Annotated in this window: 22 protein-coding genes; 10 read left to right on the top strand and 12 right to left on the bottom strand. The window is 68.8% G+C overall.

Annotated elements, in window-relative coordinates; all coding sequences use genetic code 11:
• Window positions 1–66: 66 nt before the first annotated feature.
• The 3 genes from BJ987_RS37665 (at window position 67) to BJ987_RS00630 (ending at window position 4322) form a co-directional block, all read left to right on the top strand.
• Window positions 67–1101, top strand: a complete 1035-nt coding sequence (locus BJ987_RS37665) for a hypothetical protein (RefSeq protein WP_307869385.1) — start codon at window positions 67–69, stop codon at window positions 1099–1101.
• A gap of 220 nt (window positions 1102–1321) precedes the next feature.
• Window positions 1322–3037 (top strand): DUF8176 domain-containing protein, encoded by a 1716-nt coding sequence (locus BJ987_RS00635; protein WP_209883668.1) that lies wholly within the window; start codon window positions 1322–1324, stop codon window positions 3035–3037.
• Between the two features lie 109 nt (window positions 3038–3146).
• Entirely contained in the window at window positions 3147–4322 is a 1176-nt protein-coding gene (locus BJ987_RS00630) for an aminotransferase-like domain-containing protein (protein ID WP_209883666.1), read from the top strand.
• 21 nt (window positions 4323–4343) lie between these two features.
• Here BJ987_RS00630 and BJ987_RS00625 read toward each other — a convergent pair whose 3' ends face one another.
• Together BJ987_RS00625 and glpK are read right to left on the bottom strand one after the other, a co-directional pair.
• Complete coding sequence (locus BJ987_RS00625; RefSeq protein WP_209883664.1) at window positions 4344–4586, bottom strand: hypothetical protein; 243 nt, start codon at window positions 4584–4586, stop codon at window positions 4344–4346.
• Window positions 4587–4670: 84 nt separating this feature from the next.
• Entirely contained in the window at window positions 4671–6170 is a 1500-nt protein-coding gene (gene glpK, locus BJ987_RS00620) for a glycerol kinase GlpK (protein WP_209883662.1), read from the bottom strand.
• A 121-nt stretch (window positions 6171–6291) separates the two neighbouring features.
• Between glpK and glpD the strand changes: the two genes are divergently transcribed.
• The 3 genes from glpD to BJ987_RS00605 are packed head-to-tail and all read left to right on the top strand — an operon-like array spanning window position 6292 to window position 8735.
• Window positions 6292–8025 carry a glycerol-3-phosphate dehydrogenase gene (glpD, locus tag BJ987_RS00615; RefSeq protein WP_209883660.1) on the top strand — a complete coding sequence of 578 codons (1734 nt, stop codon included), beginning with the start codon at window positions 6292–6294 and terminating at the stop codon, window positions 8023–8025.
• Between the two features lie 40 nt (window positions 8026–8065).
• Entirely contained in the window at window positions 8066–8347 is a 282-nt protein-coding gene (locus BJ987_RS00610; RefSeq protein WP_209883658.1) for an ArsR/SmtB family transcription factor, read from the top strand.
• Between the two features lie 4 nt (window positions 8348–8351).
• Entirely contained in the window at window positions 8352–8735 is a 384-nt protein-coding gene (locus tag BJ987_RS00605) for a VOC family protein (RefSeq protein WP_209883656.1), read from the top strand.
• Between the two features lie 13 nt (window positions 8736–8748).
• Here the strand turns inward: BJ987_RS00605 and BJ987_RS00600 are convergent, their stop codons facing one another.
• The 5 genes from BJ987_RS00600 to BJ987_RS00580 form a co-directional block, all read right to left on the bottom strand.
• Window positions 8749–9369 (bottom strand): TetR/AcrR family transcriptional regulator, encoded by a 621-nt coding sequence (locus tag BJ987_RS00600; protein ID WP_307869384.1) that lies wholly within the window; start codon window positions 9367–9369, stop codon window positions 8749–8751.
• Window positions 9366–10727 carry a hydroxysqualene dehydroxylase HpnE gene (gene hpnE / locus BJ987_RS00595; RefSeq protein ID WP_209883654.1) on the bottom strand — a complete coding sequence of 454 codons (1362 nt, stop codon included), beginning with the start codon at window positions 10725–10727 and terminating at the stop codon, window positions 9366–9368. The genes BJ987_RS00600 and hpnE overlap by 4 nt, the downstream gene beginning before the upstream one ends.
• 67 nt (window positions 10728–10794) lie before the next feature.
• The gene (locus BJ987_RS00590; protein WP_209883652.1) at window positions 10795–10956 is read right to left on the bottom strand and encodes a hypothetical protein; all 162 of its coding nucleotides are present in this window, start codon (window positions 10954–10956) and stop codon (window positions 10795–10797) included.
• A 130-nt stretch (window positions 10957–11086) separates the two neighbouring features.
• Window positions 11087–11866 carry a DNA-formamidopyrimidine glycosylase family protein gene (locus BJ987_RS00585; protein WP_209883650.1) on the bottom strand — a complete coding sequence of 260 codons (780 nt, stop codon included), beginning with the start codon at window positions 11864–11866 and terminating at the stop codon, window positions 11087–11089.
• A 21-nt stretch (window positions 11867–11887) separates the two neighbouring features.
• A complete protein-coding gene (locus BJ987_RS00580; protein WP_209883648.1) occupies window positions 11888–16639 on the bottom strand; it encodes an Lhr family ATP-dependent helicase in 4752 nt (1583 codons plus the stop codon).
• 57 nt (window positions 16640–16696) lie between these two features.
• On the opposite strand from BJ987_RS00580, the gene BJ987_RS00575 reads away from it, so the two are divergent.
• Complete coding sequence (locus BJ987_RS00575; RefSeq protein ID WP_307869382.1) at window positions 16697–17242, top strand: histidine phosphatase family protein; 546 nt, start codon at window positions 16697–16699, stop codon at window positions 17240–17242.
• A gap of 13 nt (window positions 17243–17255) precedes the next feature.
• Here the strand turns inward: BJ987_RS00575 and BJ987_RS00570 are convergent, their stop codons facing one another.
• Window positions 17256–17861 carry a TetR/AcrR family transcriptional regulator gene (locus BJ987_RS00570; RefSeq protein ID WP_209883646.1) on the bottom strand — a complete coding sequence of 202 codons (606 nt, stop codon included), beginning with the start codon at window positions 17859–17861 and terminating at the stop codon, window positions 17256–17258.
• A 68-nt stretch (window positions 17862–17929) separates the two neighbouring features.
• On the opposite strand from BJ987_RS00570, the gene BJ987_RS00565 reads away from it, so the two are divergent.
• From BJ987_RS00565 to BJ987_RS00555, 3 genes are all read left to right on the top strand, one after another.
• A complete protein-coding gene (locus BJ987_RS00565; RefSeq protein WP_209883644.1) occupies window positions 17930–18874 on the top strand; it encodes a patatin-like phospholipase family protein in 945 nt (314 codons plus the stop codon).
• Window positions 18871–19710, top strand: coding sequence for an SDR family oxidoreductase (locus BJ987_RS00560; RefSeq protein ID WP_209883642.1), 840 nt, complete (start codon window positions 18871–18873; stop codon window positions 19708–19710). The genes BJ987_RS00565 and BJ987_RS00560 overlap by 4 nt, the downstream gene beginning before the upstream one ends.
• A 126-nt stretch (window positions 19711–19836) precedes the next feature.
• Window positions 19837–21789, top strand: a complete 1953-nt coding sequence (locus BJ987_RS00555; protein WP_209883640.1) for a GMC family oxidoreductase N-terminal domain-containing protein — start codon at window positions 19837–19839, stop codon at window positions 21787–21789.
• 40 nt (window positions 21790–21829) lie between these two features.
• Here the strand turns inward: BJ987_RS00555 and BJ987_RS00550 are convergent, their stop codons facing one another.
• The 4 genes from BJ987_RS00550 to BJ987_RS00535 all read right to left on the bottom strand — a co-directional run bounded on the left by BJ987_RS00550 (window position 21830) and on the right by BJ987_RS00535 (window position 25332).
• Entirely contained in the window at window positions 21830–22210 is a 381-nt protein-coding gene (locus BJ987_RS00550) for a DUF742 domain-containing protein (protein WP_209883638.1), read from the bottom strand.
• Entirely contained in the window at window positions 22207–24315 is a 2109-nt protein-coding gene (locus BJ987_RS00545) for a sensor histidine kinase (protein ID WP_307869381.1), read from the bottom strand. The genes BJ987_RS00550 and BJ987_RS00545 overlap by 4 nt, the downstream gene beginning before the upstream one ends.
• A gap of 220 nt (window positions 24316–24535) precedes the next feature.
• A complete protein-coding gene (locus BJ987_RS00540) occupies window positions 24536–24916 on the bottom strand; it encodes a DUF742 domain-containing protein (protein ID WP_209883636.1) in 381 nt (126 codons plus the stop codon).
• Between the two features lie 8 nt (window positions 24917–24924).
• Entirely contained in the window at window positions 24925–25332 is a 408-nt protein-coding gene (locus tag BJ987_RS00535) for a roadblock/LC7 domain-containing protein (protein WP_245365753.1), read from the bottom strand.
• Window positions 25333–25334 lie beyond the last annotated feature (2 nt).

The raw sequence follows: 25334 nt of genomic DNA, 5'->3' as shown, positions 1-25334 counted from the left end.
TTCACCACAGGAACGGCGTACGGCCCACGGGTCGTCGGGGATCGTGTGCGAAAGGGATTGCGAAAAGTGAAACACCGTAAGCCGAACGGGGCGCAGCGGGCGGTGGCGGGCACTTCGATGCCGCTGGCGGCAGCCGCTGTAGTGGCTACTCTTCTCGCAGCACCGGCTGGGGCTGTCCCGAACGAGCCCACCACCCCCACCACACCCGCTCCCGCCCCGGTCCAGCCGGGCACTCCCGACGAGACCCCCGAAACCCCGGCTCCGCAGCCGGGCGCGCCCGCCGAGGAGCCGCAGGAGCCGAGCAAGCCGACGCCGAGCCAGCCGGGCGTCACCACCCCGGATCCCGATGAGGTGAAGCCGGATCCGAAGAAGGATCCGAAGCTGGCCGCCCCGACCCAGCCGGGTGTCACCACCCCGCGTGTCGCGCCGCTGCCGGTGCCGGGTCAGCAGGCCGAGGATCTGCCGGCGGCCGCTGTCGACCCGGCCGATCCGAACGCGCCGAAGCCGGCCGAGCCGGGCACTCCCGCCCAGCCGGGCGCCGTCCAGCCCAAGCCGCAGTCGAATGTTCCGGCCGTGCAGCCGGAGTCGCAGGAAAACCTGGTGCAGGAGCCGCCGCGCTGGCAGGCCCCGCGCCTGCAGGCCGCGCCGGCCGCCCCCGTCGTCGAGATGGAGGGCCCGCGCACCGAGGTGTCCGCGAACGTCGACGGCGGTGCGCTGATCCCCGGTTTCGTCGCCAACACCCACCACTTCAACAACCAGGCCGGCTACGTCGGCACCATCGGCTACCGCACCCCCACCGGTGCCGGTGAAGCCGGTGTCTCCGTGGAATACCTCGACACCAACAGCATCAAGATCACCAGCTACACCGGTGGCGAGGGTCTGGCCGACAACAAGAACTCCTTCCTGCTGGACACCACGCAGGCCAACGCCGCCAAGTCCGCGGTCGAGCAGTGGATCGCGGCCCAGCCGGGCGGAGCCGCTGCCCTGGAAGCCGCCGCGCGCGTTACACTGCCGTCGATTATTCCGGCGGGCGATGTGGCGCCGCAGACGGTGAACGTCGGTGGTATCACCACCCAGTGGGGTGGTTCGGTCCAGTACTGAGCCGAGCTGTTTCAACGGGTGGGGCGGTCGTTCGCGACCGCCCCACACGTGTGTCCTGGGGAAAGGATTGGTTGTGGGCTCCGAGGATGACAGGGACAACGAGTCCGGCCAGTCCCGGGCGGAATTCGGGCCGCCGGTAGGCGGACGACAGTCGCCGGAGTCGGCGAGGCGACCGGACCCGGACGATTTCGGTCCGCCCGTGGGTGATTTCGGTCCGCCCGTGGCCGATTCCCGTGCGCGGGGCGATGATTCCCGAGCGCGCGTTGATGATCCCCGTCGCCCGGTCGGCGATTCCGGCACACCAGCCGATGATTTTGGTGCGCCGGTCGGCGATTCCGGCACCCCCGTCGGCGATTCCCGTGCTCCCGCCAGTGGGTTCGGCGCTTCCGTCAGCGATTCGGGCGCTTCCGTCAGCGGCTCCGGCACACCAGCCGATGATTTCGGTGCGCCGGTCGGCGATTCCGGCACCCCCGTCGGCGATTCCCGTGCTCCCGCCAGCGGTTCGGGCGCTCCCGTCAATAATTTCGGTGCCCCACTCAATGATTTCGGCGGCCCGCTCAATGATTTCGGTGGCCCAGTCGATGATTTCGGAGCCCCCGTCAGCGATTTCGGCCCGCCGGTCGAAGAGTTCCGTGGTCCGCCACTGGATAAGACCGGGCCGAGCTGGACCGCGCAGCCATCCCCCGACCGGCCGGACCTCGGCTGGCGACCGGCGGGTGAGGCGGTGCCACCGCCCTCGACGCCGACTTACCGCGCGCCGGAGACCCCCGCGCGCTCGCAGCCGCACGTCCCTGCGGACTTCGGTCCGGAGGTCGGTTCCGAACCTTCTTCGGCCGCCACGACCCGCTACCAGACACCGCCGGGCACCCCGGGCCCGGCCACCCCCGCCCGCCCGCAGTCGCAGGTCCCTGCGGACTTCGGTCCGGAGGTCGGTTCCGGACCTTCTTCGGCCGCGACGACCCGCTACCAGACGCCGCACGCCACGCCCGGCAGCGCTGTCACACCGGCCTCGGTTACTCCGCGCCTTATCCCGCCTGGCTCGGCTACTCGGGGCTCGGGCGCGCCTGGCGCGGGAACTCCGGGTGGAACCACGCCTGGCCCGGGCACTCCGGGCTGGACCACACCTGGGTCGGCCACTTCGGGCTCGGCCACGCCCGGCTCGGTTACTCCGCGCCCGGTCACGCCTGACTCGACCGCTGGGGGCTCGTCCACTCTTGGCCCGGCGGCCACATCGGCAGGCACCGAGCGCGACCAGTGGTGGGCCACACCGGCCGCCGACTACAACCTCGACGACGACGATGACCCGGTCACCCCTGCGCGCCGGTCCGGTTCCGGCCTGTCCTGGGCCGATGACCCGATCGCCCAGCGCCTCGCGCCGCGCGCGCCGGTGGCTGAGCCCGACGCCCCGAGTGCCAAGGGCCGCTGGCTCGCACTCGGCCTCGCGGGTGCGCTCGCGGTCGTCATCGGTTTGGTGGCGACCATCATCGCGCTGAACCGCGATCCCGGCGGGGACGACGACGGCAAGGTGACCGCGGCTCCGCCACCTACGACCACGGCGGCCTTGAGCTGTCCGGCCCTTGCCGACGGCAGGGTGACCGTCGGCAACGGCGCCGGCAACACCGGCAGCGGGCCGGGCGCCATTCTCGGTTTCCAGCATGCCTTCTATGTGGAACGCAGTGGGGAGAAGGCGCGCACCTTCGTCGCGCCGGACTCGGAGAATATCTCTCCGGTCGAAACCATCCAGAAGGCGATCAACGAGGAGATTCCGGCGGGCACCACGCACTGCTTGCGGATCACCGAGGTGACTCCCGAAACCTTCGACGTCGATCTCACCGAGCATCGGCCCAACGGCGTGACCAATGTGTATCCGCAGGTGGTGACGGTGGTGAACCGCGACGGAAAGATTCTGATCCACGCGATCAATCGGCGCGACTGACCACCGGCTACCTACTGCGTTCTCACATTATGGGAATTCGGTTTCATATCATGGTCACCCCGTGCGACAGTAGGGTTTCGCGTACCTGGCGTCAGTTCGGAGGTTGCCCATGTCGCCGACCCTTCCACCGCTCGCGACCAAGCTCGGCGGACTGCAGAGCTCAGCGATCCGTGACCTGCTCGAGCTGACCACCCGCGCCGAGATCATCGGACTCGCGGGTGGTCTGCCGGACGCGGAGCTGATGCCCCGCGAGCGGATCGCCGCCGCCGCGGAGTCCGCGCTGCGCACCGCGGAGTCTTTGCAGTACGGCGCATCCCCGGGGGCGCCGGCGCTGCGGGCTGTGCTCGCGGAGCGCGAATCGGCACGGCTCGGACGCCGGGTCGCGCTGGGCGAGGTCTTCGTCACGCATGGTTCGCAGCAGGCGCTGTCGCTGCTCGCCGAGGTGCTGCTCGATCCGGGTGCGCTGGTCGTCGTCGAGGATCCGGCGTATGTCGGTGCGCTGCAAGTGTTCCGGGCGGCTGGTGCACGGATCGTCGCGGTGCCGCTCGACGCCGACGGTATGCGCATCGATGTGCTGGCCGACCTGCTCGCCCGGGGCGAACGTCCCGCGCTGGTGCACACGGTGAGCAACTTCCACAACCCCGGCGGGGTGTCGATGAGTCCGCAGCGGCGTGCCGAGCTCGCGAAACTCGCTGAGGCGCACGGCTTCTGGGTGATCGAGGACGACCCCTATGGCGAGCTGTGGTTCGACAGCCCCGCTCCCGCGCCGGTAGCGACCTACTCCCGCAACGTCATTCGTCTCTCCAGCGCCTCGAAGATCCTGGCGCCGTCGTTGCGTGTCGGCTGGATGGTCGCGCCCGACCCGGTGTGCCGTGCGGTCGAGTTGTTGAAACAGGGTGCGGATCTGTGCGGTTCGACCTTGACCCATCACATCACCGCCGAACTGCTCGCGGACGAAGCCTGGCTGGCCGCGCACGTCGACCATGTGCGCACGGTCTACGCCGGCCGCGCCAAATCGCTCGTGCACGCGGTGCGTCTCCGGTTCGGTGACCGGTTGCGATGCACCGACGCGACCGGCGGGATGTTCGTCTGGGCGGATTTCACCGACGGCACCGACACGCAGGAGTTGCTGCCCCGCGCTCTGGACGCGGGGGTCGCTTACGTGCCCGGTGTGGCGTTCTCCGTCGACGGTGGCTATCGATCCTCGATGCGCTTGTGCTTCACCACCGCGGAGAGCGCTGTCCTTACCGAGGCCGTCGACCGATTGGCCCGCGCCGCGGGTTAGCGGGGCGCGGGCCGGGGTGGATCAGCCGTCGCTGGTGCCCGGCTGCACCCAGTTGACGACCTTCCAGACGTGGCCGTTGCCGTTGTTCACGCAGGCGATGATCGCTTTGCGATCGACATTGCCGACTTTGACGAAGACCCGCTCGGTGGCGCCGGGCCGGGAGCAGGCCTGGCCGGGCGCGCCCGCGTGTGCCGCCGGTGCGGCGAGGGCCAGGGCACCGGTGGCCAATGCACCGGCAGCGAGCGCAGATACAGTGCGTCTCATCAGTTTTCGTTCCTTCGGTCAGAAAATCGTTTACGTGGGGTTAGACGCCGAGACCCCCGAAACGGTTCTGCCGAGTGACGCAGCTCACTCCGCCCAGTTGTAGGTGCGTTCGACCGCCTTGTTCCATTCCCGCAGGCGCGCTTCGCGATCCGTTTCGGACATGGCGGGTTCCCAGGTCTTGTCCGCGGCCCAATTCGCGCGGATGTCATCGGTATTCGCCCAGAATCCGACCGCGAGGCCCGCGGCGTAGGCGGCGCCGAGGGCGGTGGTCTCCTTGACCACCGGGCGGACCACGGGGACGTCGAGTATGTCGGATTGGAATTGCATCAGCAGGTCGTTGTCGGTCATGCCGCCGTCGACCTTGAGGGTGGTGAGTTCCAGGCCCAGGTGCTCGGATTCGGCGTCGGCGCGCATCGCGTCGACGACCTCGCGGGTTTGGAAGGCGGTCGATTCCAAGATCGCCCGCGCCAGGTGCGCCTTGTTGACGAAGCGGGTGAGGCCGGCGATGACGCCGCGGGCGTCGGGCCGCCAGCGTGGGGCGAAGAGGCCGGAGAAGGCGGGCACGAAGTAGGCGCCGCCGTTGTCTTCGACGCTGCGGGCGAGGGGTTCGATGTCGTCGGCGGAGCCGATGATGCCGAGGTTGTCGCGGAACCACTGCACCAGGGAACCGGTGACCGCGATGGAGCCTTCCAGGGCGTAGACCGGGGACTGGTCACCGAGTTGATAGCAGACGGTGGTGAGCAGGCCGTGCTTGCTGACGATCGGAGTGGTACCGGTGTTCAGCAGCATGAAATTGCCGGTGCCGTAGGTGTTCTTGGCTTCGCCGGGGGACAGGCAGGCCTGGCCGAAGGTGGCGGCCTGCTGGTCGCCGAGGATGCCCGACACCGGAATGCCTTGCAGCGCACCGGTTTCGATCTCACCGTAGGTCTCGGACGAGCTGCGGATCTCCGGCAGCATGGCTTCGGGAATGCCGAATTCGGCACAGATCTCCGAATCCCATTGCAGGGTGCGGAGATCCATCAGCATGGTGCGTGAGGCATTGGTGACGTCGGTGATGTGCAGGCCGGTGAGATGCCACAGCACCCAGCTGTCCATGGTGCCGAAACACAGTTCACCGGCCTCGGCGCGTTCCTTCGCGCCTGCCACGTGATCCAGGATCCAGCGCAACTTGGGTCCGGCGAAGTAGGTGGACAACGGCAGTCCGGTGCGCTCGGCGTAGCGGTTCGGGCCCTGCTCGCCGCCGAGTTCGGTGACGAGCTTGCCGGTGCGGGTGTCCTGCCAGACGATCGCGTTGTAGATCGGCTTGCCGGTGGCCCGTTCCCACACCACGGTGGTTTCGCGCTGGTTGGTCACGCCCACCGCGGCGATATCCGCGGCGGTCAGGTCGTTGTCCTGCAGCACCTCGCCGATGACCTGGTCGGTGCTGCGCCAGATCTCTTCCGCGTCGTGCTCGACCCAGCCGGCGCGCGGGAAGATCTGCCGGTGCTCCTTCTGTGCCAGCCCGACGACGCGGCCCTGCCGGTCGAAGACGATGCACCTGCAGGAAGTCGTGCCCTGATCGATCGCGACCACGTAGCGAGGCATTGGTGCAGGCTACTAAACGTTCCGGAGTCAGCGCGTCAAGATCGTGACCGCGCGGGTTCCTCGCATAGCCTGTAGCCGGAGCTCGATCGTGCGCAGTGGACCCCAGAACGAGGAGTCGAGCATGACCAAGAAACCGGAAACCCAGTTCCTCGGCCCGCAGCAGCGCCGTGCGGCGTGGGAGCGGTTCGGCAAGGAACACTTCGACGTGGTCGTGGTGGGTGGTGGTGTGGTCGGCTCGGGCATCGCGCTGGACGCGGCCACTCGCGGACTGCGAGTCGCCCTGGTGGAGGCGAGAGATCTGGCGTCGGGCACTTCGAGCCGGTCCTCGAAGATGTTCCACGGTGGCCTGCGCTATCTGGAGCAGATGGAGTTCGGGCTGGTGCGCGAGGCGCTCAAGGAACGCGAACTCGCGCTGTCCGCGCTGGCGCCGCATCTGGTCAAGCCGCTGCGGTTCCTCTACCCGCTCACCCACCGGATCTGGGAGCGGCCCTACGTGGCCGCCGGTCTGGTGCTCTACGACCGCATGGGCGGCGCGAAATCCGTTCCGGGACAGCATCACCTATCCCGTTCGGCGGCATTGCGACTGGCTCCGGGCCTGCGCCGGGACGCACTGATCGGCGGGCTCACCTACTACGACACCGTCGTCGACGACGCCCGTCACACCATGACGGTGGCCCGTACCGCCGCGCACTACGGCGCGGTCATCCGAACCTCCACCCAGGTGGTGGGTTTCCTGCGCGAGGCGGATCGCGTTGTCGGCGTGAAGATCCGGGACAGCGATGATGCCGGCACCGGCGAGATCCACGCCCATGTGGTGATCAACGCGACCGGCGTCTGGACCGACGAACTGCAGGCGCTGGCGCACGCCCGGGGGCATTTCCACGTGCGCGCCTCCAAAGGCGTGCACATCGTGGTGCCGCGCGACCGCATCATCAGCGATGCTGCGATCATCTTGCGCACGCCCACCTCGGTGCTGTTCGTCATCCCGTGGGACGCGCACTGGATCATCGGCACCACCGACACCGACTGGAATCTCGACCTCGCGCACCCGGCGGCGACGAAAGCCGATATCGACTATCTGCTCGACCACGTGAACCAGGTGCTGGTCACGCCGCTCACGCACCAGGACATCGACGGTGTGTACGCCGGCCTGCGGCCGCTGCTGGCCGGGGAGAGCGACTCCACCTCCAAACTTTCCCGGGAACACGCGGTCGCGCGCATCACGCCGGGCCTCGTGGCCATCGCGGGCGGCAAGTACACCACCTACCGCGTGATGGCTTACGATGCGGTAGACGAAGCGGCGCAAGACATTCCGGACAAGGTGGCGCCGTCGATCACGGAGAAGGTGCCGCTGCTGGGCGCCGACGGCTATCACGCACTGGTCAATCAGACGGTGCAGCTGGGCGAGGAATACGGTCTGCATCCGTACCGGATCAAGCATCTGCTGAACCGCTACGGCTCGCTCATCGATGAGGTGATCGCCCTGGCCGACGGCTATCCCGAACTGCTGCAACCCATTACGGACGCGCCGTCGTATCTGCGAGTGGAGGCGGTCTACGCGGCCGCGGCCGAGGGCGCGCTGCACCTGGACGACATCCTGGCCCGGCGCACCCGTATCTCGATCGAGTATCCGCACCGGGGCCGCGACTGCGCCGAGGAGGTGGCCCAGTTGGTCGCGCCGACGCTCGGCTGGGGCGAGGCCGATATCGACCGGGAGATCCGCACCTATCTGGCTCGGGTCGAGGCCGAGATCCAGTCCCAGACGCAACCCGACGACGCCGCGGCCGACGCGCTGCGCATCGCCGCCCCGGAGCCGCGCCCGCAGATTCTGGAGCCCGTGCCGTCGGACGGCTGACCATTGACATGCAAGTAAATACTTGCCTATCGTTGCCCCTGTGGGTGACGTGTACAAGGCGCTGGCCGACCCGACCCGGCGGGCGATTCTCGACGAATTGGCCGACCGGGACGGTCAGACCTTGTTCGAGCTCTGCACTCGGCTGACCATGAAGCATGGCCTGAGCTCCTCGCGGCAGGCCATCTCGCAGCATCTCGACCTGCTGACGGCGGCCGGTCTGGTTCGCAGCACCCGCGACGGCCGTTCCAAATTCCACTACCTCGAGACGGCGCCGTTACGCGGGCTCGCCGATCGCTGGCTCGGGAACCACGACAAGGATTGATGACATGCGGATCGCAGTGACCAGTGTTTTCGTCGACGATCAAGACAAAGCGCTGAACTTCTACACCGAGGTGCTCGGCTTCCAGAAGAAGCACGACATTCCGCTCGGCGCGGCCAAGTGGCTGACCGTGGTGTCCCCGCAGGACACCGGCGGCACCGAGTTGTTGCTCGAGCCGGACGGCAACCCCGTCGCCGCGGCCTACAAGAAAGGGCTGCGGGAGGACGGCATCCCCTGCATCCAGTTCGGGGTAGACGATGTGCGGGCCGAGTTCGAACGCCTGCGCGGCCTGGGCGTCCGGTTCACCCAGGAGCCGCTGAAAATGGGCGAGGTGACCACCGCCGTGCTCGATGACACCTGCGGCAATCTGATCCAGCTTGCCGACGACTGAGGCTCGGCCGCAGTCAGCGCCCGGATTCCAGCGCGACCGCCCAGTCGGTGAGTGAGCGTACATAGGACAGGAACAGCTCATCGGGGTAACGCTGCGGGTCGGCCAGGTGCAGCCGGGCGAGTTCCTCGATGGCGCACAGCATGATTCGCTCGGTGGGGCCGTCGGGGTCCACGGTGACACCGGCGAAGCGGGACAGGTGCCGGGCGCCGATCTCCCGGGCGTATTTGCGCCCGAGTTCCAGGCGTTCGCGCAAGCCCGGCGGACCGCCGTCGGGTGAGCTGAGCATGATCTGCCAGCTCGTCGGCGCGGCGTGCAGGTAACTCAGCATGCCGTGGGCGAGCGCGCCGGCGTCGCCGATGTCCAGGTCGACGCTGCTGACCCCGGCCAGCGCGATGCCCATCTCCCGGTCCAGCAGGGCGGTCAGCAGGCCCGACAGGTCGGTGAACTGCTGGTAGACCAGGGCGCGGGCGACATCGGACTCGCGGGCCACCCGTTCGATGGTGACCGCGGCGAATCCGTCCGCGGCGGCGATGTCGCGGGCCACGTCCAGTAGTTGGGCGCGTCGTTCGGCGGCCGGCATCCGCCGCTTGCCGGGCTCTTTGGTGGAGCGCTGCGTCGCGCGCTGCGTGGTCACGGCACAGACGGTAACTCGAGCAGTAGGTCCACCGCCCTCGAAGCGCTCTGCACGGCGCTTTCCATCGTGGCCGACCAGTCGGTGGCGGTCCAGTCGCCGGCCAGAACCAGCGTCGGGACCGAGGTGCGCTGGTCCGGGCGCAGCCCATGCGTGCCGACGACCTGGGAGAAGGTTGCCTTCGGCATCGGAACCACCTGCGCCTGTACGATTTTCGCTTCGGCGGCGGCCGGGTAGTAGCGGCGCAGCAGCGCCATCTGCTCGGCGACCACCTCGTCGTGACTCTTGTGGATCTGCTCGTAGGCGCCGCTGGTGGTCAGGCAGTACAGCCAGGCTTTGTCGGTGCTGCGGCCGGTCATCCGCTGGCGGTCGAAGACCTCGTCGATCACGCCGGTGCCGCCGATCAGCGCCTCGAATTCGGCTTCGGTGCCCAGCGGCCGGTCCAGATAGAGGTTCGTGCTGACGATCGGCGTGTAGCCGAGTTTCTGTGCGGCGGCGTAGATTTCCGCGTGCTCGGGCAGTTCGTCGAGCAGGCCGGCGACGTTGGAATTGGGTACCGCGCAGACCACCGCGTCGGCGGGGACGGTCGAGCCGTCGGCCAGCGCGACGCCGGTGACCCGGCCGTCGGCGATGTGGATCCGGCGGGCCACCGCGCGGTGGCGGACCTCGACGCCGTGCCGGGCGAAGACTTCCTTGGCGCCGGTGATGTACAGCGTGTCCAGGTCGGTGGTCGGATAGCCGATGGTGACCGGCCGGCGGTGCTTCAGGCCGAGCCGGATGCCGGTGGCCAGTACGTCGGCGAGGACCTTCGCGGACTCCTGCTGGACGGGTTCGGCCGCGACACCGAGGGCCAGCCAATCCCACAGGGCCTCACGCGCTTTGGCGGGCATGCCGACGCGCTGGAACCACTGTTCGGAAGTGATGTCGGCGAGGTCGGCGGGCTGGTTGAGGCACTGCCAGCCCAGGCGGGTGGTGGCGACGGCGGCGCGCAGCCGGTCCAGCGGCGTGGAGTCGGGGTGTGCGCCGGTGAAAGTGCGCCAGGCGCTCAGCCCGTTGGTGCGCATGGAAACCTTGCGGCCGTCCGGCCAGCGCAGCGTCGCCGCGTGCGGGAACGCGACGTAGCGGCGGGTGCCGACGCTGTCCAGGTAGCGGAACAGGTGGTCGTAACCGCTGGCGATGACGTGCTGGCCGTTGTCGGGGAGATCGTCGACGGCCTCGGCCTTCATCGCGTGCGTCCGCCCGCCCAGCCGGCCCCGGCGTTCCAGCAGCGTGACCTGCTTGCCCGCTTCGGCGAGCCAGACCGCGGACGCGAGTCCCGCCAGTCCGCCGCCGATGACCACATACCGCCTCGGATCGCCCATGGCGTCACTCCCTCGTCGTAACTGACGAGTTGTAAGTTATGCGGCTTCGACGAGACCGTCAAGAGTTTCACATGCCGGGGTGCGGCGGACCGGTGATCGCGGGCCGCGGCGCCTCCGTGCTGCCCGGGGCGGGGGCGGAATGCAGCAGGAAATAGACGAAAACCACCGTGGCGGCGATCGCGAGCACCGCGACGACGAGTTGGGCGGCGATCGCGAGGCGTCGGCTCACTGCCGAGTGCCGCACCATGTCGTCCTGCTCCTGCGCTGTTGAATCCGATAGCCACTGATGCTGTCGGGATGCGGGGGCGCGGCGTTAGCAATACGACGGCAAATACATCGTGCGCGAGCGAAAAGCGGATTCAGGCGGTGGGCTCCGGCTGACAGCGGGGACAGAAATAGATGCCCCGCTCGCGCTGGGTGATCCGGTCCGCGGGCTCCGGATCGCCGAGCATGCGGACGACGATGGTGGCGCCACAGCGCGGGCACGGCCGGCGCTGCTTGCCGTAGACCAGCGGCCGGCGGGGCGGTTCGTGCGCGGCTTTGCCGAGAATCCGGTGCGCCTCGTTGACCAGCGCGACCAGGTCGGGCACCTCGGCTACCGGCGTGGCCGGATGCACCTTGCGCAGGAAACAGACCTCGCTGCGGAAAATATTGCCGATACCCGCCAGATTGCGCTGATCCAGCAGGGCCACTCCGATCGGCTGATTCGGATGCGCGGCCAGCCGCCGGACCGCCTCGGTGACATCCCAATTCGGCCCGAGCAGATCGGGGCCCAGATGATCGATGGCGGTGTGCTCCGCGGAGCGCCGCAGCACCTCCACCTTGCCGAGGTCGAAACCGACGGCCTCGGTGTCGTCCGTGGTGAGCACCACCCGAGCCTGCACGCGCGGACGCGTCCAGCGTTCGCCGATGCAGTAGGTGCGCCAGATTCCCTCCATCTTCAGATGGGTGTGGATGCTCACCTGGGGCGTGCGGATGAACAGGTGCTTGCCGTAACTGCCCACCTCCTCGATCAGCTCACCCGCCAGATCCACCGTCGCATAGCGCGGCACCCGGAAATCGCTGCGGACCAGCGTCTTCCCGGCCAGCGCCAGCCGTAGCCGGTGCGCGGCCAGGAAGATGGTGTCGCCTTCAGGCATGAGACAACCGTACCGACCTGGTCACGGCCGGCTCCGCAGCCGCAGACCACGTGGCGTCGCCGAGAACCCCGCTTCGGTGAGGAAGGCGGCGAAGGTGTTGCCGTGCACCGTCTCCCCGTCCACCTTGTCGATGACGAGGGAATCGACCCGGCGGCTCTTGACCAGACCGGCCAGGGCGGCCGAGGCGGCTTGCCGGGCGTCCGGGTCCTCGGTGAAGGTGAGCAGGGTTTTGCCACCGCGCTCCAGATAGAGCACCAGATCGCCGTCGACCAGAACCACCAGTGCACCGGCCTTGCGCCCCGGGCGGTGGCCGCTGTCGCCGTCGCCCTTGGGCCAGGGCAGGGCCGCGCCGTACGGATTGGCCGGATCGCAAGCGGCCAGCGCCAGCACCTGCGGCGACCGCTGCCTGCCGTCGGCGGGCCGGATGCGATCGCTATCGAAGGAGCGCAGCCGATCGACCACATCGGTGGTGGAGAACTGCGCACCGCCGAGCGAATCGATGAAATAGCCGCGGCGGCAGCGCCCGCGATCCTCGAACTCGGTGAGCACGCGATACATCAGCGCGAATCCGCCGGGCACGCCTTCGTTCTGCACCGAACCGCGAGTCAGCACCCCGTAGCGCTCGAGCAACATGTCCGCGGTGGCATGCGCGCGCACGGTGTTGTCCGAGACCCGATCCGGTAGCAGGGACCAACGACCCGCCACGGTCGGCGGACCGGACCGGGTCGGCATGGCCTGCCGTGGCAGATACGCGCGCCCTCGCGGGGCGCGGCGCGGTGTGCGATGCGCGGTACTGGTGCGGGTCGTCCCGGACAGCAGGGCGCGGACCGGGGCGAAGGTGTCGCCCGAGACGACACCGGCCCACACGAGATCCCACAGCGCTGCCGCTACTGCCGTGTCGTCGAGCAGCCCGGTGGCATCGGAGAGCTGACGGAAGAAGTACGCACCACCGCCGCCGAGCGAATTGAGCAGGGCGGTGTGCTTGTCGCCGAGCTCGATGTCGTCGGGCGGCGCGAGGGTGAACGGCGCCTGATCGGTCAGGTGCAGGGCGACCCAGCCGTCCTTCGCGGTGATGGACCCGTGCCCGGACCAGATCACCTCGCCGGTGGCCATGAGTTCGTCGAGCATCGCGGGGGAGTAGTCGCGAACCCGGGCGGGCAGAATCAGCGATTCCCACGCCGAGGCCGGAATCGGCACGCCCGCAAGCTGTTCCACTACGGTGGCGACGCCGTCGACGCCGCGCAGTTCAGCACTGCCGACGTGCTGCCAGGACGGCAGGAAACGGCCGAAGGCGGTAACGGCGACCGGCTCCACCTCGTGGCGCGCGGCGGCCAGTGAACGGCGGCGCAGCCGGCGCAGCACCTGGGTGTCGCACCACTCCGAGCCGGTGGCGGCGGGCGTGAATTCGCCTTCCACCACCCGCTTTTCGGTAACCAGTCGATGCAGAGCGGTAGCCGCCACAGCCGTGCCGATACCGAACCGCTGGGCGACCGCCTCGGTGGTGAACGGAGCGTGGGTCCGGGCGTAGCGGCCGACGAGGTCGCCGAGCGGGTCCGGAACCGGCTCGATGAACGCCGCGGGGGTACCGATCGGCAGCGGTACACCCAGGGCATCACGCAAACGCGCCGCGTCCTCGACCGCGACCCACCAGATACTGCCGGCGAACGAAACCTCCAGGGCCCGACGGGCTTTCAGCAATTCGGCAAACCATTGGTGGTGTGCGCCGGAAGTCCCGAGGTCGTCCGGGGTAGCGGCTCCGGCAGCTGCGCCGCCGTCGCCGGAACCTCCTCCAGCAGACGCGCCTGTGTGGCCCGGAGCTTTTGGAGCTTCGCCTGCTTCGCCCGCAGTCGCCCCGGCTTCCCGGCGAACGCCGGGGTCCACATCGGCTCCTCGGGCGGCGTGTGCCTCCCGAACTGCCGCGCCCGTCAGCGACTCGGAGTCGCGGCCCTCGTCACTTCCGGCCGGGCCGAGTACGCAACGCGCTCCGGCTTCGGCCGGGGTGAGCGGGCCCAACAGACGTAGGAGGTCGGCCAAGCCCTCGGCGTCGCGGGCTCGGCGTTCGGGGGTGCGGCGCTGTAGTTCGCGCTCGACTTCCTCGATGATGGTGGCGTCGAGCAACTCTCGTAGTTCGACGCGGCCGAGCAACTCGGCCAGGAGGCTGGAATCCAGGGACAGCGCGGCGGCGCGCCGTTCGGCCAGCGGGCTGTCGCCGTCGTACATGAACTGGCCGATGTAGTCGAACAGCAACGCGTTGGCGAACGGTGACGGGGTGGCGGTCTCGACTTCCACCAGGCGCAGTTGGCGGCGCGCGACCCGGCCGAACAGCTCACGCAGCGCGGGCAGGTCGTACACATCGCGCAGGCATTCGCGCACCGTTTCCAGCAGGATCGGGAAGTCCGGGAACTTGCGCGCCACGTCGAGCAGCTGTGCCGAGCGCTGACGCTGTTGCCACAGCGGTGCGCGTTTGCCGGGATCGCGCCGGGGCAGCAGCAGCGCGCGGGCCGCGCATTCCCGGAAACGGGACGCGAAAAGCGCTGAGCCGCCGACCTGTTCGGTGACGATGTCATCGATCTCGTCGGGTTCGAAGACGAACAGCTCGGCGCCGGGCGGGTCGTCGGTGGTGTCCGGCAACCGGACGACGATCCCGTCGTCGGAGGCGTTCGGCGTGGCGTCCACCCCGAACCGTTCCTGCAGCCGTGCGCCGATCGCCAGCGCCCACGGCGCGTGCACCGGCAACCCGTAGGGGGAGTGCAGCACCAGTCGCCAGTCGCCGAGCTCGTCTCGGAACCGCTCCACGACGAGGGTCTTGTCGGTGGGCAACTGCCCGGTGGCCGTGCGCTGTTCGTCCAGCAGCGCGAACAGATTCGCGATGGCGTTGTCGTTCAACCCGGCGGTGCGCACGAGATCATCGGCTGCCCCGGTGTCGCCGGATTTACCGGCTTTGCGGATGAACTCGCCGAGCGCCGCGCCGAGTTCGGCCGGGCGGCCGAGCCCGTCGCCGTGCCAGAAGGGCAGTCGTCCCGGCTGGCCGAAGGCCGGTGTCACCAGCACGCGATCGAAGGTGATCTCCTCGATCCGCCAGCTGGTGGCGCCGAGGGCGAAGACATCGCCGACCCGGGATTCGTAGACCATCTCCTCGTCGAGTTCGCCCACCCGCGAGTTCTTCTCGCCCACCATGTACACCGCGAACATGCCCCGGTCGGGGATCGCGCCGCCGGAGGTGACCGCCAGCCGTTGCGCGCCGGGCCGCCCGGTGAGGGTGCCCGCGTCGCGGTCCCACACCAATCGCGGCCGGAGTTCGGCGAATTCGTCGGAGGGGTAGCGCCCGGAGAGCAGGTCCAGCACGGACTCGTAGGCCGAGCGGGGCAGCGCGGCATAGCTGCCGGTGCCGCGCACGGTGTCGAACCAGGCATCGACGTCGATCGGTTCCAGCGCGCAGGCCGCGACGGTCTGCTGCGCCAGGATGTCGAGCGGGTGGGCGGGAATCTGCAGTGCTTCGATCTGCCCGGTGAGCATGCGCTGGGCGGCGACCGCGCAGTGGATGACATCGGTGCGGTGCTTGGGGAACAGCACGCCGCGCGAGATCTCGCCGACCTGGTGCCCGGCGCGGCCGACGCGTTGCAACCCGCTCGCCACCGACGGCGGCGCCTCCACCTGGACGACCAGATCCACCGCGCCCATATCGATGCCGAGTTCCAGGCTGGAGGTGGCGACCACGCAGCGCAGCCGCCCGCTCTTGAGATCGTCCTCGATCAGCGCGCGCTGCTCCTTGCTCACCGAACCGTGGTGGGCGCGCGCCAGCAGCGGATTCGCCCCGTGGTTCACCTCGGTGGTCGGGCCGATCAGCGCGGGCGCGGCGTGGTCGGTGGCCACCGGCTCGCCGAGGCGCTCGGCGTAGGTCTCGTTCAGGCGTGCGGTCAGCCGTTCGGCCAGTCGGCGCGAGTTGGCGAACACGATCGAGGACTGGTGTTCGAGCACCAGGTCGACGATCGACTCGTCCACGTGCGGCCAGATCGAGCCCGGTTGTTCGGAATCGCCGAGATCGGTCATGTCCGGTACGGGCACCCGGACCGAGAGGTCGAAGGTCTTGGGCGCGGGCGGATTGACGATGGTGATCGGCGCGTTCCCGACCAGGAATCGCCCGACCTCCTCGGGCGGCCGCACCGTCGCCGACAGTCCGATCCGCTGGGCGGGTTTTTCGGTCAGCTGGTCGAGCCGGGCCAGGGACAGTGCCAGGTGCGCGCCGCGCTTACCGCCCGCGATGGCGTGCACCTCGTCCACGATGACGGTGCCCACCGTGCGCAGTGTCTCCCGCGCGGCGGAGGTGAGCATGAGGAACAGCGACTCGGGCGTGGTGATCAGGATGTCCGGCGGCGTGCGCTGCATGGACCGCCGGTCCGACGCGCTGGTATCACCCGAGCGCACCCCGACGGTGATCGCCGGGGGCGCCGAGCCGAGCCGCTTCGCGGTCTGGGTGACGCCCACCAGCGGCGCCCGCAAATTCCGTTCGACGTCCACGGCCAGGGCTTTGAGCGGCGAGATGTAGAGCACCGAGGTCCCCGCGACGGGCTCCTCGCGCGCGGCCAACTGGTCAATCGCCCACAGGAATGCCGACAGCGTCTTGCCCGAGCCGGTAGGGGCTACGACCAGGGTGTGCTCGCCTTCGGCGATCGCCTGCCACGCGCCGAGCTGGGCGGATGTCGGCGCCGGGAAGGCGCCGTCGAACCACTGCTGGGTCGCCGGGGAGAACGTGGCGGTGGTGAACGGGGCCATGTACCTCAGTTTGCACCCGGCCACCGACAGGTTACTGATAGCCGTACGCTTCCAGGCGTGCAAAAGGTGCTCAGACTCGACCTGGTCAGCCATGGCATGACCGAGGCGATGCGAAAGGCACGTTTTCCAGTCGACGAATCGCTGACCGAGGCCGGCCGCCGCGCGATGGCCGCCGTCACGCGATTGACCGCGGCACGCGTGCTCACCGGACCCGAACGCCGAGCGGTGGAGACCGCCGCCCTACTGGGCCTACCCGGCGAGGAGGACGACCGCCTCCGCGATCTGGACGCCGGCGCCTGGCGCGGCGGGGAACTCATGTCCGTCCCGCAGGACGAGCTCTACGCCTGGCTCACCGACCCGACGTTCAAGGGGCACGGCGGTGAATCGGTCTGCGAGGTGATCGAGCGGACCCGTTTCTGGATGGCGGAGATCGCCTCGGAGGGCATGTCGACCGTCGCGGTCACCCACCCAGCGGTGGTCCGCGCCGCGCTCCTGGTCACCTTGGACGCGCCACCGAAATCGTTCTGGCGCATCGATATCCCGCCGGGCCACGTCACTCGCCTGCACTACCGCGGCGAGTGGACGCTGCATTTCTCGGGCTAGGCGATTTCTCGAGCTAGGCGCGGGCGCGGTCGCCGAGGGTGACCAGCATCCGGACGGCGTCGGTGATCAGCCGCGCGGAGATCGTCGGATCGATGGCGCGCTGAATGCCCAGTCCGAGGCCGAGGCTCAGCACCGAGGTGGCGGCGTCCTCCGCCGACATCGGCAACTCGATGTCCAGCGATCCGGCCAGGGTCTGCAGTTGCGCGGCAACGGCGCCGCGGACCACCCCGAGGCTGGAGACCAGCGCGGCGCGCAGTTCGGGGTCGTCGCGGGCGACGGTGGCGAACTCGAATTCGAGCATGGTCCAGCCGACGTCGCCGAGCGTGCGTTCGGCCCATTCCTGGAGCCGGGCCAGCCGGTTCTCCAGGCTGTCGGAGGTGGAGATCAGTTCGGTGATCTCGTCGAACTTGGTGGCGTGGATCAGGTCGAGTACCTCCAAGCACAGCTGTTTCTTGGTGCGGAAGTTGGAGTACACCGCGCCCTTGGAATACCCGGCGGCTTCGGCCACCCGTTCCAGGCTGGTTCGCGCGTATCCCTCGGTCAGGAACAGGTCGCGCGCCGTCGCAACCAGATCGGCGCGGGTGCGCGCCTGGCTTTCGGTGCGGGTGAGTCGGGCCATGGCCGCGATTCTACGTACTAATAGATTCCAGATACCGATAGTATTTGAATTCTGTTAGTGTCGGGTTTATGGGTTATGGAAACGGGTCACAGCGGCGTGGCCTGGCCATCGGGTGTGGTGGCACGGTCGGGGCGGCGTGGATCGTGGGTGCGCTGGCCGCCGTGCGAGATGTATTGGACTGGGATCCGCGCGAAGCCGACATCATGATCGGCACCTCCGCGGGCGCGGAGATTGTGACCATGCTGGGCAGCGGGATCTCGGTCGACGAACTCGTCGCGATGCAGGAGGGGAGTAGCGCGAATCCGGTTCTGGCCGAGCACATGCGCTCGGGTCCCGGTAGTTTTCCGCCGCCGCCCAAGCCGCGCTTGGGTGCGCCGCTGCTGGCATTGCGGGCGCCAGCCGGTCAGCGGTTACTCACCGCCAGTAGCGGATTGCTGCCGATCGGCGGTGGTGACGCGAGCTGGTTGCAGCGCCTGGCCGAGCGGCTCAATCCCGGCCGCACCTGGGTGCCGCATCCGGCGACGTGGCTGGTGAGCATGGATTACGCCACCGGACAACGGATTCCGTTCGGTTCGCTCGATGCCCCGGCGGCCACGCTCGGCGCGGCACTGCGTGCTTCCTGGGCGGTGCCGGGCTGGTTGCCGCCGGTCTCGATCGCCGGTCGCCGCTTCATCGACGGCGGCGCCGGTTCCACCGCCTCGGTGGATCTGCTTGCGGGGCAAGGCCTCGACGAGGTGATAGTGATCGCGCCGATGGCCTCGGCCGTACCCGTTCCCGCCACCAGCCCCGGCCACTTCCTGGAACGTCAGCTGCGAAACCCGATGAGCGCCAAGCTCGCCGGTGAGATCGCCGGACTGCGCGCCGCGGGCACCAGGGTCCTGTCGCTCGGCGCCACGGCCGCGGACCTCGCGGTGATGGGCCCCAACTTCATGGACGGCAGCCGCCGCCTCGACACCTTCCGGCACAGTCTGCGCAGCACCCGCGCCGCGCTCGAAACAGGAGTTTTCGTATGAAGATCCTCGGCCACGGCTATCCCGCCATCGATCTGCGGAACGCCCGGGTGCTGATCACCGGGGCGGGTCGCGGGATCGGGCAGTCCACCGCGCGACTGTTCGCCGACCGGGGCGCCGATGTCGTCATCGCGGACGTCGACACCGCGGCCGCGGACGCCGCCGCCGCCGAAATCGGCGCGCGCCCGGTGGAACTCGATGTGCGCGTGCGTGAGCAGTGGGACAAGGTCGTGGCCGACCTGGGCCGGGTGGACATCCTGGTCAACAACGCGGGCGTGATGCCCGCGGGTTCCTTTCTCGACGAACCCGACTCGGTCGGCCACGCCACCATGGACATCAATGTGTGGGGCCTCATCCATGGCATGCGCGCGGCGGTTCCGGGGATGATCGAGCGTGGCTACGGCCACGTCGTCAATGTCGCCTCGCTGGCCGGCAAGGTGCCGGTGCCCGGTCTGGCGGTCTACAACGCCAGCAAGTTCGCCGCCGTCGGCCTGTCCGCCGCGACCCGCCTGGAGTTCGCCGCGCACGGCGTCAGCGTCAGCACGGTGCTGCCGTCGGCCGTGCGCACCCGGCTGTCCTCCGGGCTGGCGCTCGGCAAGGGCATGCCCACCGTCGATCCGGCCGACGTGGCCGCCGCCATCGTCGGCACCTGCGACACCCGCAGAGCCGAAGTGGCCGTGCCGAATTACCTCGGCGTGCTCGATGTGGCGCTGGCCGCGACCCCGGAACGCGCGGTGCAGGTGGTGCGCAGGCTTTTCAACGGTGATCGGGCTCTGCACCCAGCCGACGCCGCGACGCGCGCCAAGTACGAAGAGCAGGTTCGTTCCATCACACGGTGAACAAAAAGTAACTCTCAAATCAACGCTGCGACTCCGCTTTACGGCATTAACAACCCAGAGTATGGTCCACAATCGACGGCTCTATGTGAGCCGTGATTCTGGATTGCGGTTTGGGGAAGAGACGCCATGGAAGTTACGGCACGGCAGCGCGCGGCGCTGGAAATGATCTGCGAAACGTTCGCGCCCGGCGACGGATCGGGGCTACCCGGCGCCGGTGAGCGTGCGGTCGCCGACGCCGTGCTGGAGATGATCGCCCGTGGCCCGCGCCCCGAAGACGCCAAGCAATTGACCACCCTACTCGGACTCTGGGATTCGCGGCTGTTCGGCGTGCTGGCCGGGATGAGCCCGCGCCGCTTCTCCGCCCGGCCCGTGGCCGATCGCGAGCGCATGCTGCTGCGGTTGGGCGAATCGCGGATCGGCGCCCTGCGCGCGATGTTCCAGGCGCTCAAGGCTTCCGCGCTGCTCCCGTACTACGGCCAGGCCGGGCCGGACGGCAATCCGATGTGGCAGGCGATGGGCTATCCGGCCCCGCCCGGCGCGCTCGACTCCGCCCCGAAACCCGCGCTGACGCCGCTGCGTCCCACCGAGAACACCACGCTGGACTGCGATGTGGTCATCGTCGGCTCAGGCGCCGGCGGCGGCACCGCCGCCGCGGTGCTGGCCGAGGCCGGACTCGATGTCGTGGTGCTGGAACGCGGCGAATACTTCGACGACAAAGACTTCGGCCAGGGCGATTTCGAAGCGATGGCGAAGTTCTACGCACCGGGGCCACTGTCCACCGCGGAAGGGCAGATGTCGATCGGTGCGGGTAGCTGCCTGGGCGGCGGCACGGTCGTCAACTGGAGCACCTCGGTACGCACCCCCGACGAGGTCCGTGCCGAATGGGCGAGCTTGGGCGCCAAGCAGTTCGACAGCGATGAGTTCGGTGACGCGCTCACCGCGGTGGAGCGCCGGCTCGGCGTCAACTACGACCGCTCGCCGCTGTCCGGCCGGGAGAGCGTGCTCGAGCGTGGCCTGCAGAAGCTGGGCTGGGAGGTCGGCACGCTGCCCCGCAATGTCACCGACGCCTGCGACGCCGGGATCGAATGCGGCCGTTGCGGTTCCGGCTGCCGACTGGGCGCCAAGCAGTCGGTGACCAAGACCTGGCTCGCCGACGCCGCCGCCAAGGGCGCGCGCCTGGTGGTCGGCGCCGACGTGCGGTCCATCGAGGTCAAAGCGGGCACCGCCGAAAGCGTGCGCGCGGTCACCGTCGCGGGACACGAGATCGTCGTGCGCGCGCGGGCGGTAGTCGTCGCCGCGGGCGCCATCCAGACACCCGCGCTGCTGCGCCGATCAGGCTTGCGCGACAACAACATCGGCAACTATCTCCGCCTGCACCCGGCGACAGCGGTGTTCGGCACCTTCGACGAGGAGATCCGGCCGTGGGAGGGCGGGTTGCAGACCCGGCTGTCCCGCCAGCACAGCGACCTCGACGGCAACGGGTACGGCGTCATCTTCGAGACCATGCCGCTGCACCCGGGTCCGATCATGGGTTTGGTCAGCTGGCGTGGATCGGCCGAACATCGCGCGTTCATGGGGAACTTGGCGCATACCGCGGCCGTCGCGGTGATCACCCGCGACCGCGACCACGGCAGCGTGGTACTGGACAAGGCCGGTGAGCCGATCGTCAAGTACGTGGTCTCGGCCCGCGACGCCGCCCATGTGCACCGCGGAATCGTCGGCGCCGCCGAGATTTTGGAGGCGGCGGGCGCGAAGACGATCACCTCCTCGCATCAGGCCGGAGTCTCCTACGAACCGGGCGTGCGCGGTTCGCATGCCGAATTCGAAGCCGCCGCACTGGCCGCGGGCTACGCTCCGGGCCGATGCAGTATGGGGGCGCTGCACATCATGGGCTCGGCGCGGATGGGCGGATCGCGGGCGGACTCGGCCACCGATCCCGACGGGGCGACCTGGGAAGTGCCGAATATCGTTGTCGCCGACGCGTCGTGCTTCCCGACGGCTTCCGGGGTGAACCCGATGGTGACGATCGAGGCCATCGCGTACATGAACGCGAAGCGTCTCGCGGCACGGCTGAGCTGATCGACGGGGCCGGGGCGGCGGTGTCTGTCCCGGCCTCTTGCTACAGCTTCTGAATGCCCTTGAGCAGGGCCCGCAGCATCGTGATATCGCTTGCGCCCGTGCCGTTCTCGGGGGTCGCGACCGGCGCGCGGAAGTCGAGCACGCCGTCGCTGATCAGGTCGCCGACCAGAATCTTGGTGGTCGTCATGGGCAGGCGCAGGTGCGCGGCGATCTCCGCGACAGACTGCGGCGTCCGGGCCAGATGCTGGATCGCCGCATACTCCGGTTCATGGCGACGCAGCCGCCCCATGGGCGAAGTGACCACCAGCGTCAGCATATTGACGTCGGTGCGCGCGCTACCGGACCGTCCCCGGGTGAGCGCGAACAGTCGGACGACGGGTCCCGCGTCGTCGTCGTACCAGGATTCGCGCGGATCGTTCATGAGCTTCCAGGAAAGGTATCGGTAGTACGTTGGCGCCGCGGCAAGCCCGGGCGCTCGGACACTGTGGAGGACGGTTCCGGTGTGGCGGTGAGGCCGGCGGGCTGGGCGTAGGCGTCACCGCCGGTGAAGCCGCCGAGGCCATGGAAACCCTGCGGCGCGGCCGTCATCTCCGGCGTGGTCAGCGCGATCGGGATCAAGACGATCGCCTTGATGCCGCCGTAGTCGGAATCGGTCAGCCGCACCGAAATGCCGTGCCGGACCGCCAGTTTGGCAACGACGAAGAGTCCGAGCCGGGCATCACCGGACAGCGCCGCGACGCTGAAGTCCGGCGGATCGGCCAGCACCGCGTTGCGCTGGTCGAGTTCCTCGGCCGACATCCCCAGCCCCTGATCGGAGATCTCCAGGGCCACGCCCGTGCCGACCAGGTGGCCGGTGATCTCGACCCGGGACTCCGGCGGTGAGTACGCGGTGGCGTTGTCCGCGAGTTCGGCGAGCAGGTGGATGACGTCCGCCACGGCGTTGCCGGTGACCTGCGTATCGGGCAACCGGCCGATGTGAATGCGGGTGTAGTCCTGGCTTTCGGCGACCGCGCCGCGGATCACGTCGATCAGCGGGACCGGGTTGCGCCAGCGCCGGCCGGGTTGTTCACCGCCGAGGATGATCAGATTCTCGGCGTTGCGCCGGGCGCGGGTGGCCAGGTGATCGAGTTCGAAGAGCAGATCGAGGCGCTCGGGGGCCTCTTCCTCGCGTTCGGCCTTGTCGAGCAGGCCGAGCTGGCGGTGCACCACTACCTGGCTGCGGTGCGCGATATTGAGGAACACCGCGTTCACGCCCGCGCGGGTCTGGGATTCGGCGACCGCCGCCGCTACGGCCGCACCGTGCGCGCGGTTGAAAGCATCCGCGACCTGGCCGATTTCGTCGGTGCCGTAGTCGAGCTCGGCGACCTCGCTGTCCGCGACCGACTGCCCGCCGCTGAGCTGGCGAATGGTCTCCGGCAGCCGTTCGTCGGCGAGCTCGAGCGTGTCGCGGCGGAGCCGCTTCATCCGGCCGATGAAGCGGTTGGCCAGCAACGAAGCCGCGAGGAACGCCAGCAGTGCGAGCGAAAAGACCGCCGCGCCACCGAGAATCGAGTTCCGGGAGATGCGGTTGCCGGAGTCCGTCGCGGTGACGTGCGCGTCCGCGCTCTGGTCTTCCCAGAGTTGCAGCAGGTCGGTGCGCACCTTGCCCGCGGCGGTCTGCCATTCGGTGACATCCATCGGCAGTTCGATGTCGGAGGCTCTGCGGTCGACGGCGGGCTGCGGGCCGCGCTGCAACAGCGCGTCCTCCATCGCGGTCACGCGCTGCCATTCCGGACCACCGGTGATCCGCTTCCACTGCTCCAACCGGACACCGGTCAGAACCGAGCCGACATAGGCGACTTCACCACGGCCGTCGCCGATGTAGCCGCTGAGTTCGGCCAATGTCTCCGGCGCGAGGAACTCGGTGAGTACCGCGACCGAGCCCAGGCTGCTGGTCCGGGAGATCGCCTCGGCGGCGCGCAGGGCGTGCACCGCCTTGTAGAGCTCCACCGCGACCCCGGCGTCAGGGGCGACTTCGGCCGCGAGCAGCGAGGCCAGCGTGATGACCTGGATGATCTGGCTGTACGCGGCGAAGGCCTGTGGGGCCGGGACCGCGCGCGCGTCGATGCCGCCGCGCAGGGTCGGAAGTTGTTTGTACAGTTCGTTGTAGCCGTCGATATTGCTCGCCAGGTCCGGCCGCAGCTCGGAAACCGCTTCACCTTGCGCGGCGACGGCGGCGAGGGCCAGATCGGATTGTTTGCGCGCCGTGGGGAGATTGGGCGCCGCGCTGTCGTCGCCGGCCAGGTGCAGCAGCGAGATCCGGCGTTCCTCCTGGAACGCCTCGACCATCATGATCGCTGGAGCCGTTGTGCCACTGGCCAATTCGGCGAACCGATTGGCGTCGCGGCCACTCTGCACCAGATAGGCGGCGCCACCGATGCCGGTGGCCAGCAGGGCCAGACTCGGAATGAGCACAATGGCCAGCAGTCTGGTGCGGACACCGACTGTGCGTGGGGCGCGAATCCGGGGGAATTTACTACCGATCACCGATGTACTTGCCTACTTCTGGGCACGGTGGCCCCCTCGCTAGTGAGTCGAGAACACCTAATCACTGAAAATGAACCCGCGCAACAGTTTCCAGGCCCGGCGGAAGGGGGCGGGAATTGATGAAACAGCATTTCACCTGCACATTTGACGATCTCTTAGCATGCGCGGAGAGATTTGCCGAATCGGAACCTTAGGAGAATGTTAACTAACTTCGGCCTGGCTACAGCGCCCGGATACCTTCCAGCAGCGCGCGCAGCATAGGAATATCGGTAGTGCCCGCGCCATTCTCGTTGGTCGCGACCGGCGCCCGGAAATCCAATACGCCGTCGCCGATCAGATCGCCGACCAGAATCTTGGTCGTCGTTATCGGCAGGCGCAGTTGCGCGGCGAGTTCGGCCACCGACTGCGGCGCCTGGGCCAGACGAGTGATCGCGGCGTATTCGGGTTCGTGGCGGCGCAGCACGCCGTACGGCGAGGTGACGACCAACGTGAGCAGGTCGATATCGGTCCGGCGGGTGTCGGAGCGGCCGCGGGTGACCGCGAACAGCCGGACGACGGGCCCGGCTTCGTCGTCGTACCAGGACTCCCGTGGACTGTTCATGACTGCCTCTAACCCACTTGATCAAGAGCTTGCGGCCGCGGGTCCACCGACAGGTGCGTGCCGACCCGCTGCACGGTTTGGTTCATCTCATAAGCCACCATACCGAGGTTCGCCGTTTCCGAGGTCAGCACGGCAAGACAGGCATTCGCACCGGCGGCGGTGATGAACAGGACAGCGCGGTCCAGCTCCACCACGGTCTGGCAGACCCCGCCGGCATCGAAATGGGTTCCGGCGCTGCGCGCTACGCCGTGCAGCGTGGCGGCCATCGCGCAGAAGCGCTCGGCATCCGAGCGTTCCATCGCGCTGCTCTTGCCGAGCAGCAGCCCGTCGGTGGACAGCACGACGGCGTCGCGGACATCGGGCAGCCGCTGTAGCAGATCGTCGAGCAGCCAATCGAGATTACGTGACACGGACATCG

The sequence above is a fragment of the Nocardia goodfellowii genome (assembly GCF_017875645.1).
In the GTDB taxonomy this organism is placed as follows: Bacteria; Actinomycetota; Actinomycetes; order Mycobacteriales; family Mycobacteriaceae; genus Nocardia; species Nocardia goodfellowii.
Note: the sequence above shows the minus strand (reverse complement) of the source record. Positions and strands in the feature narration are given on the sequence as shown.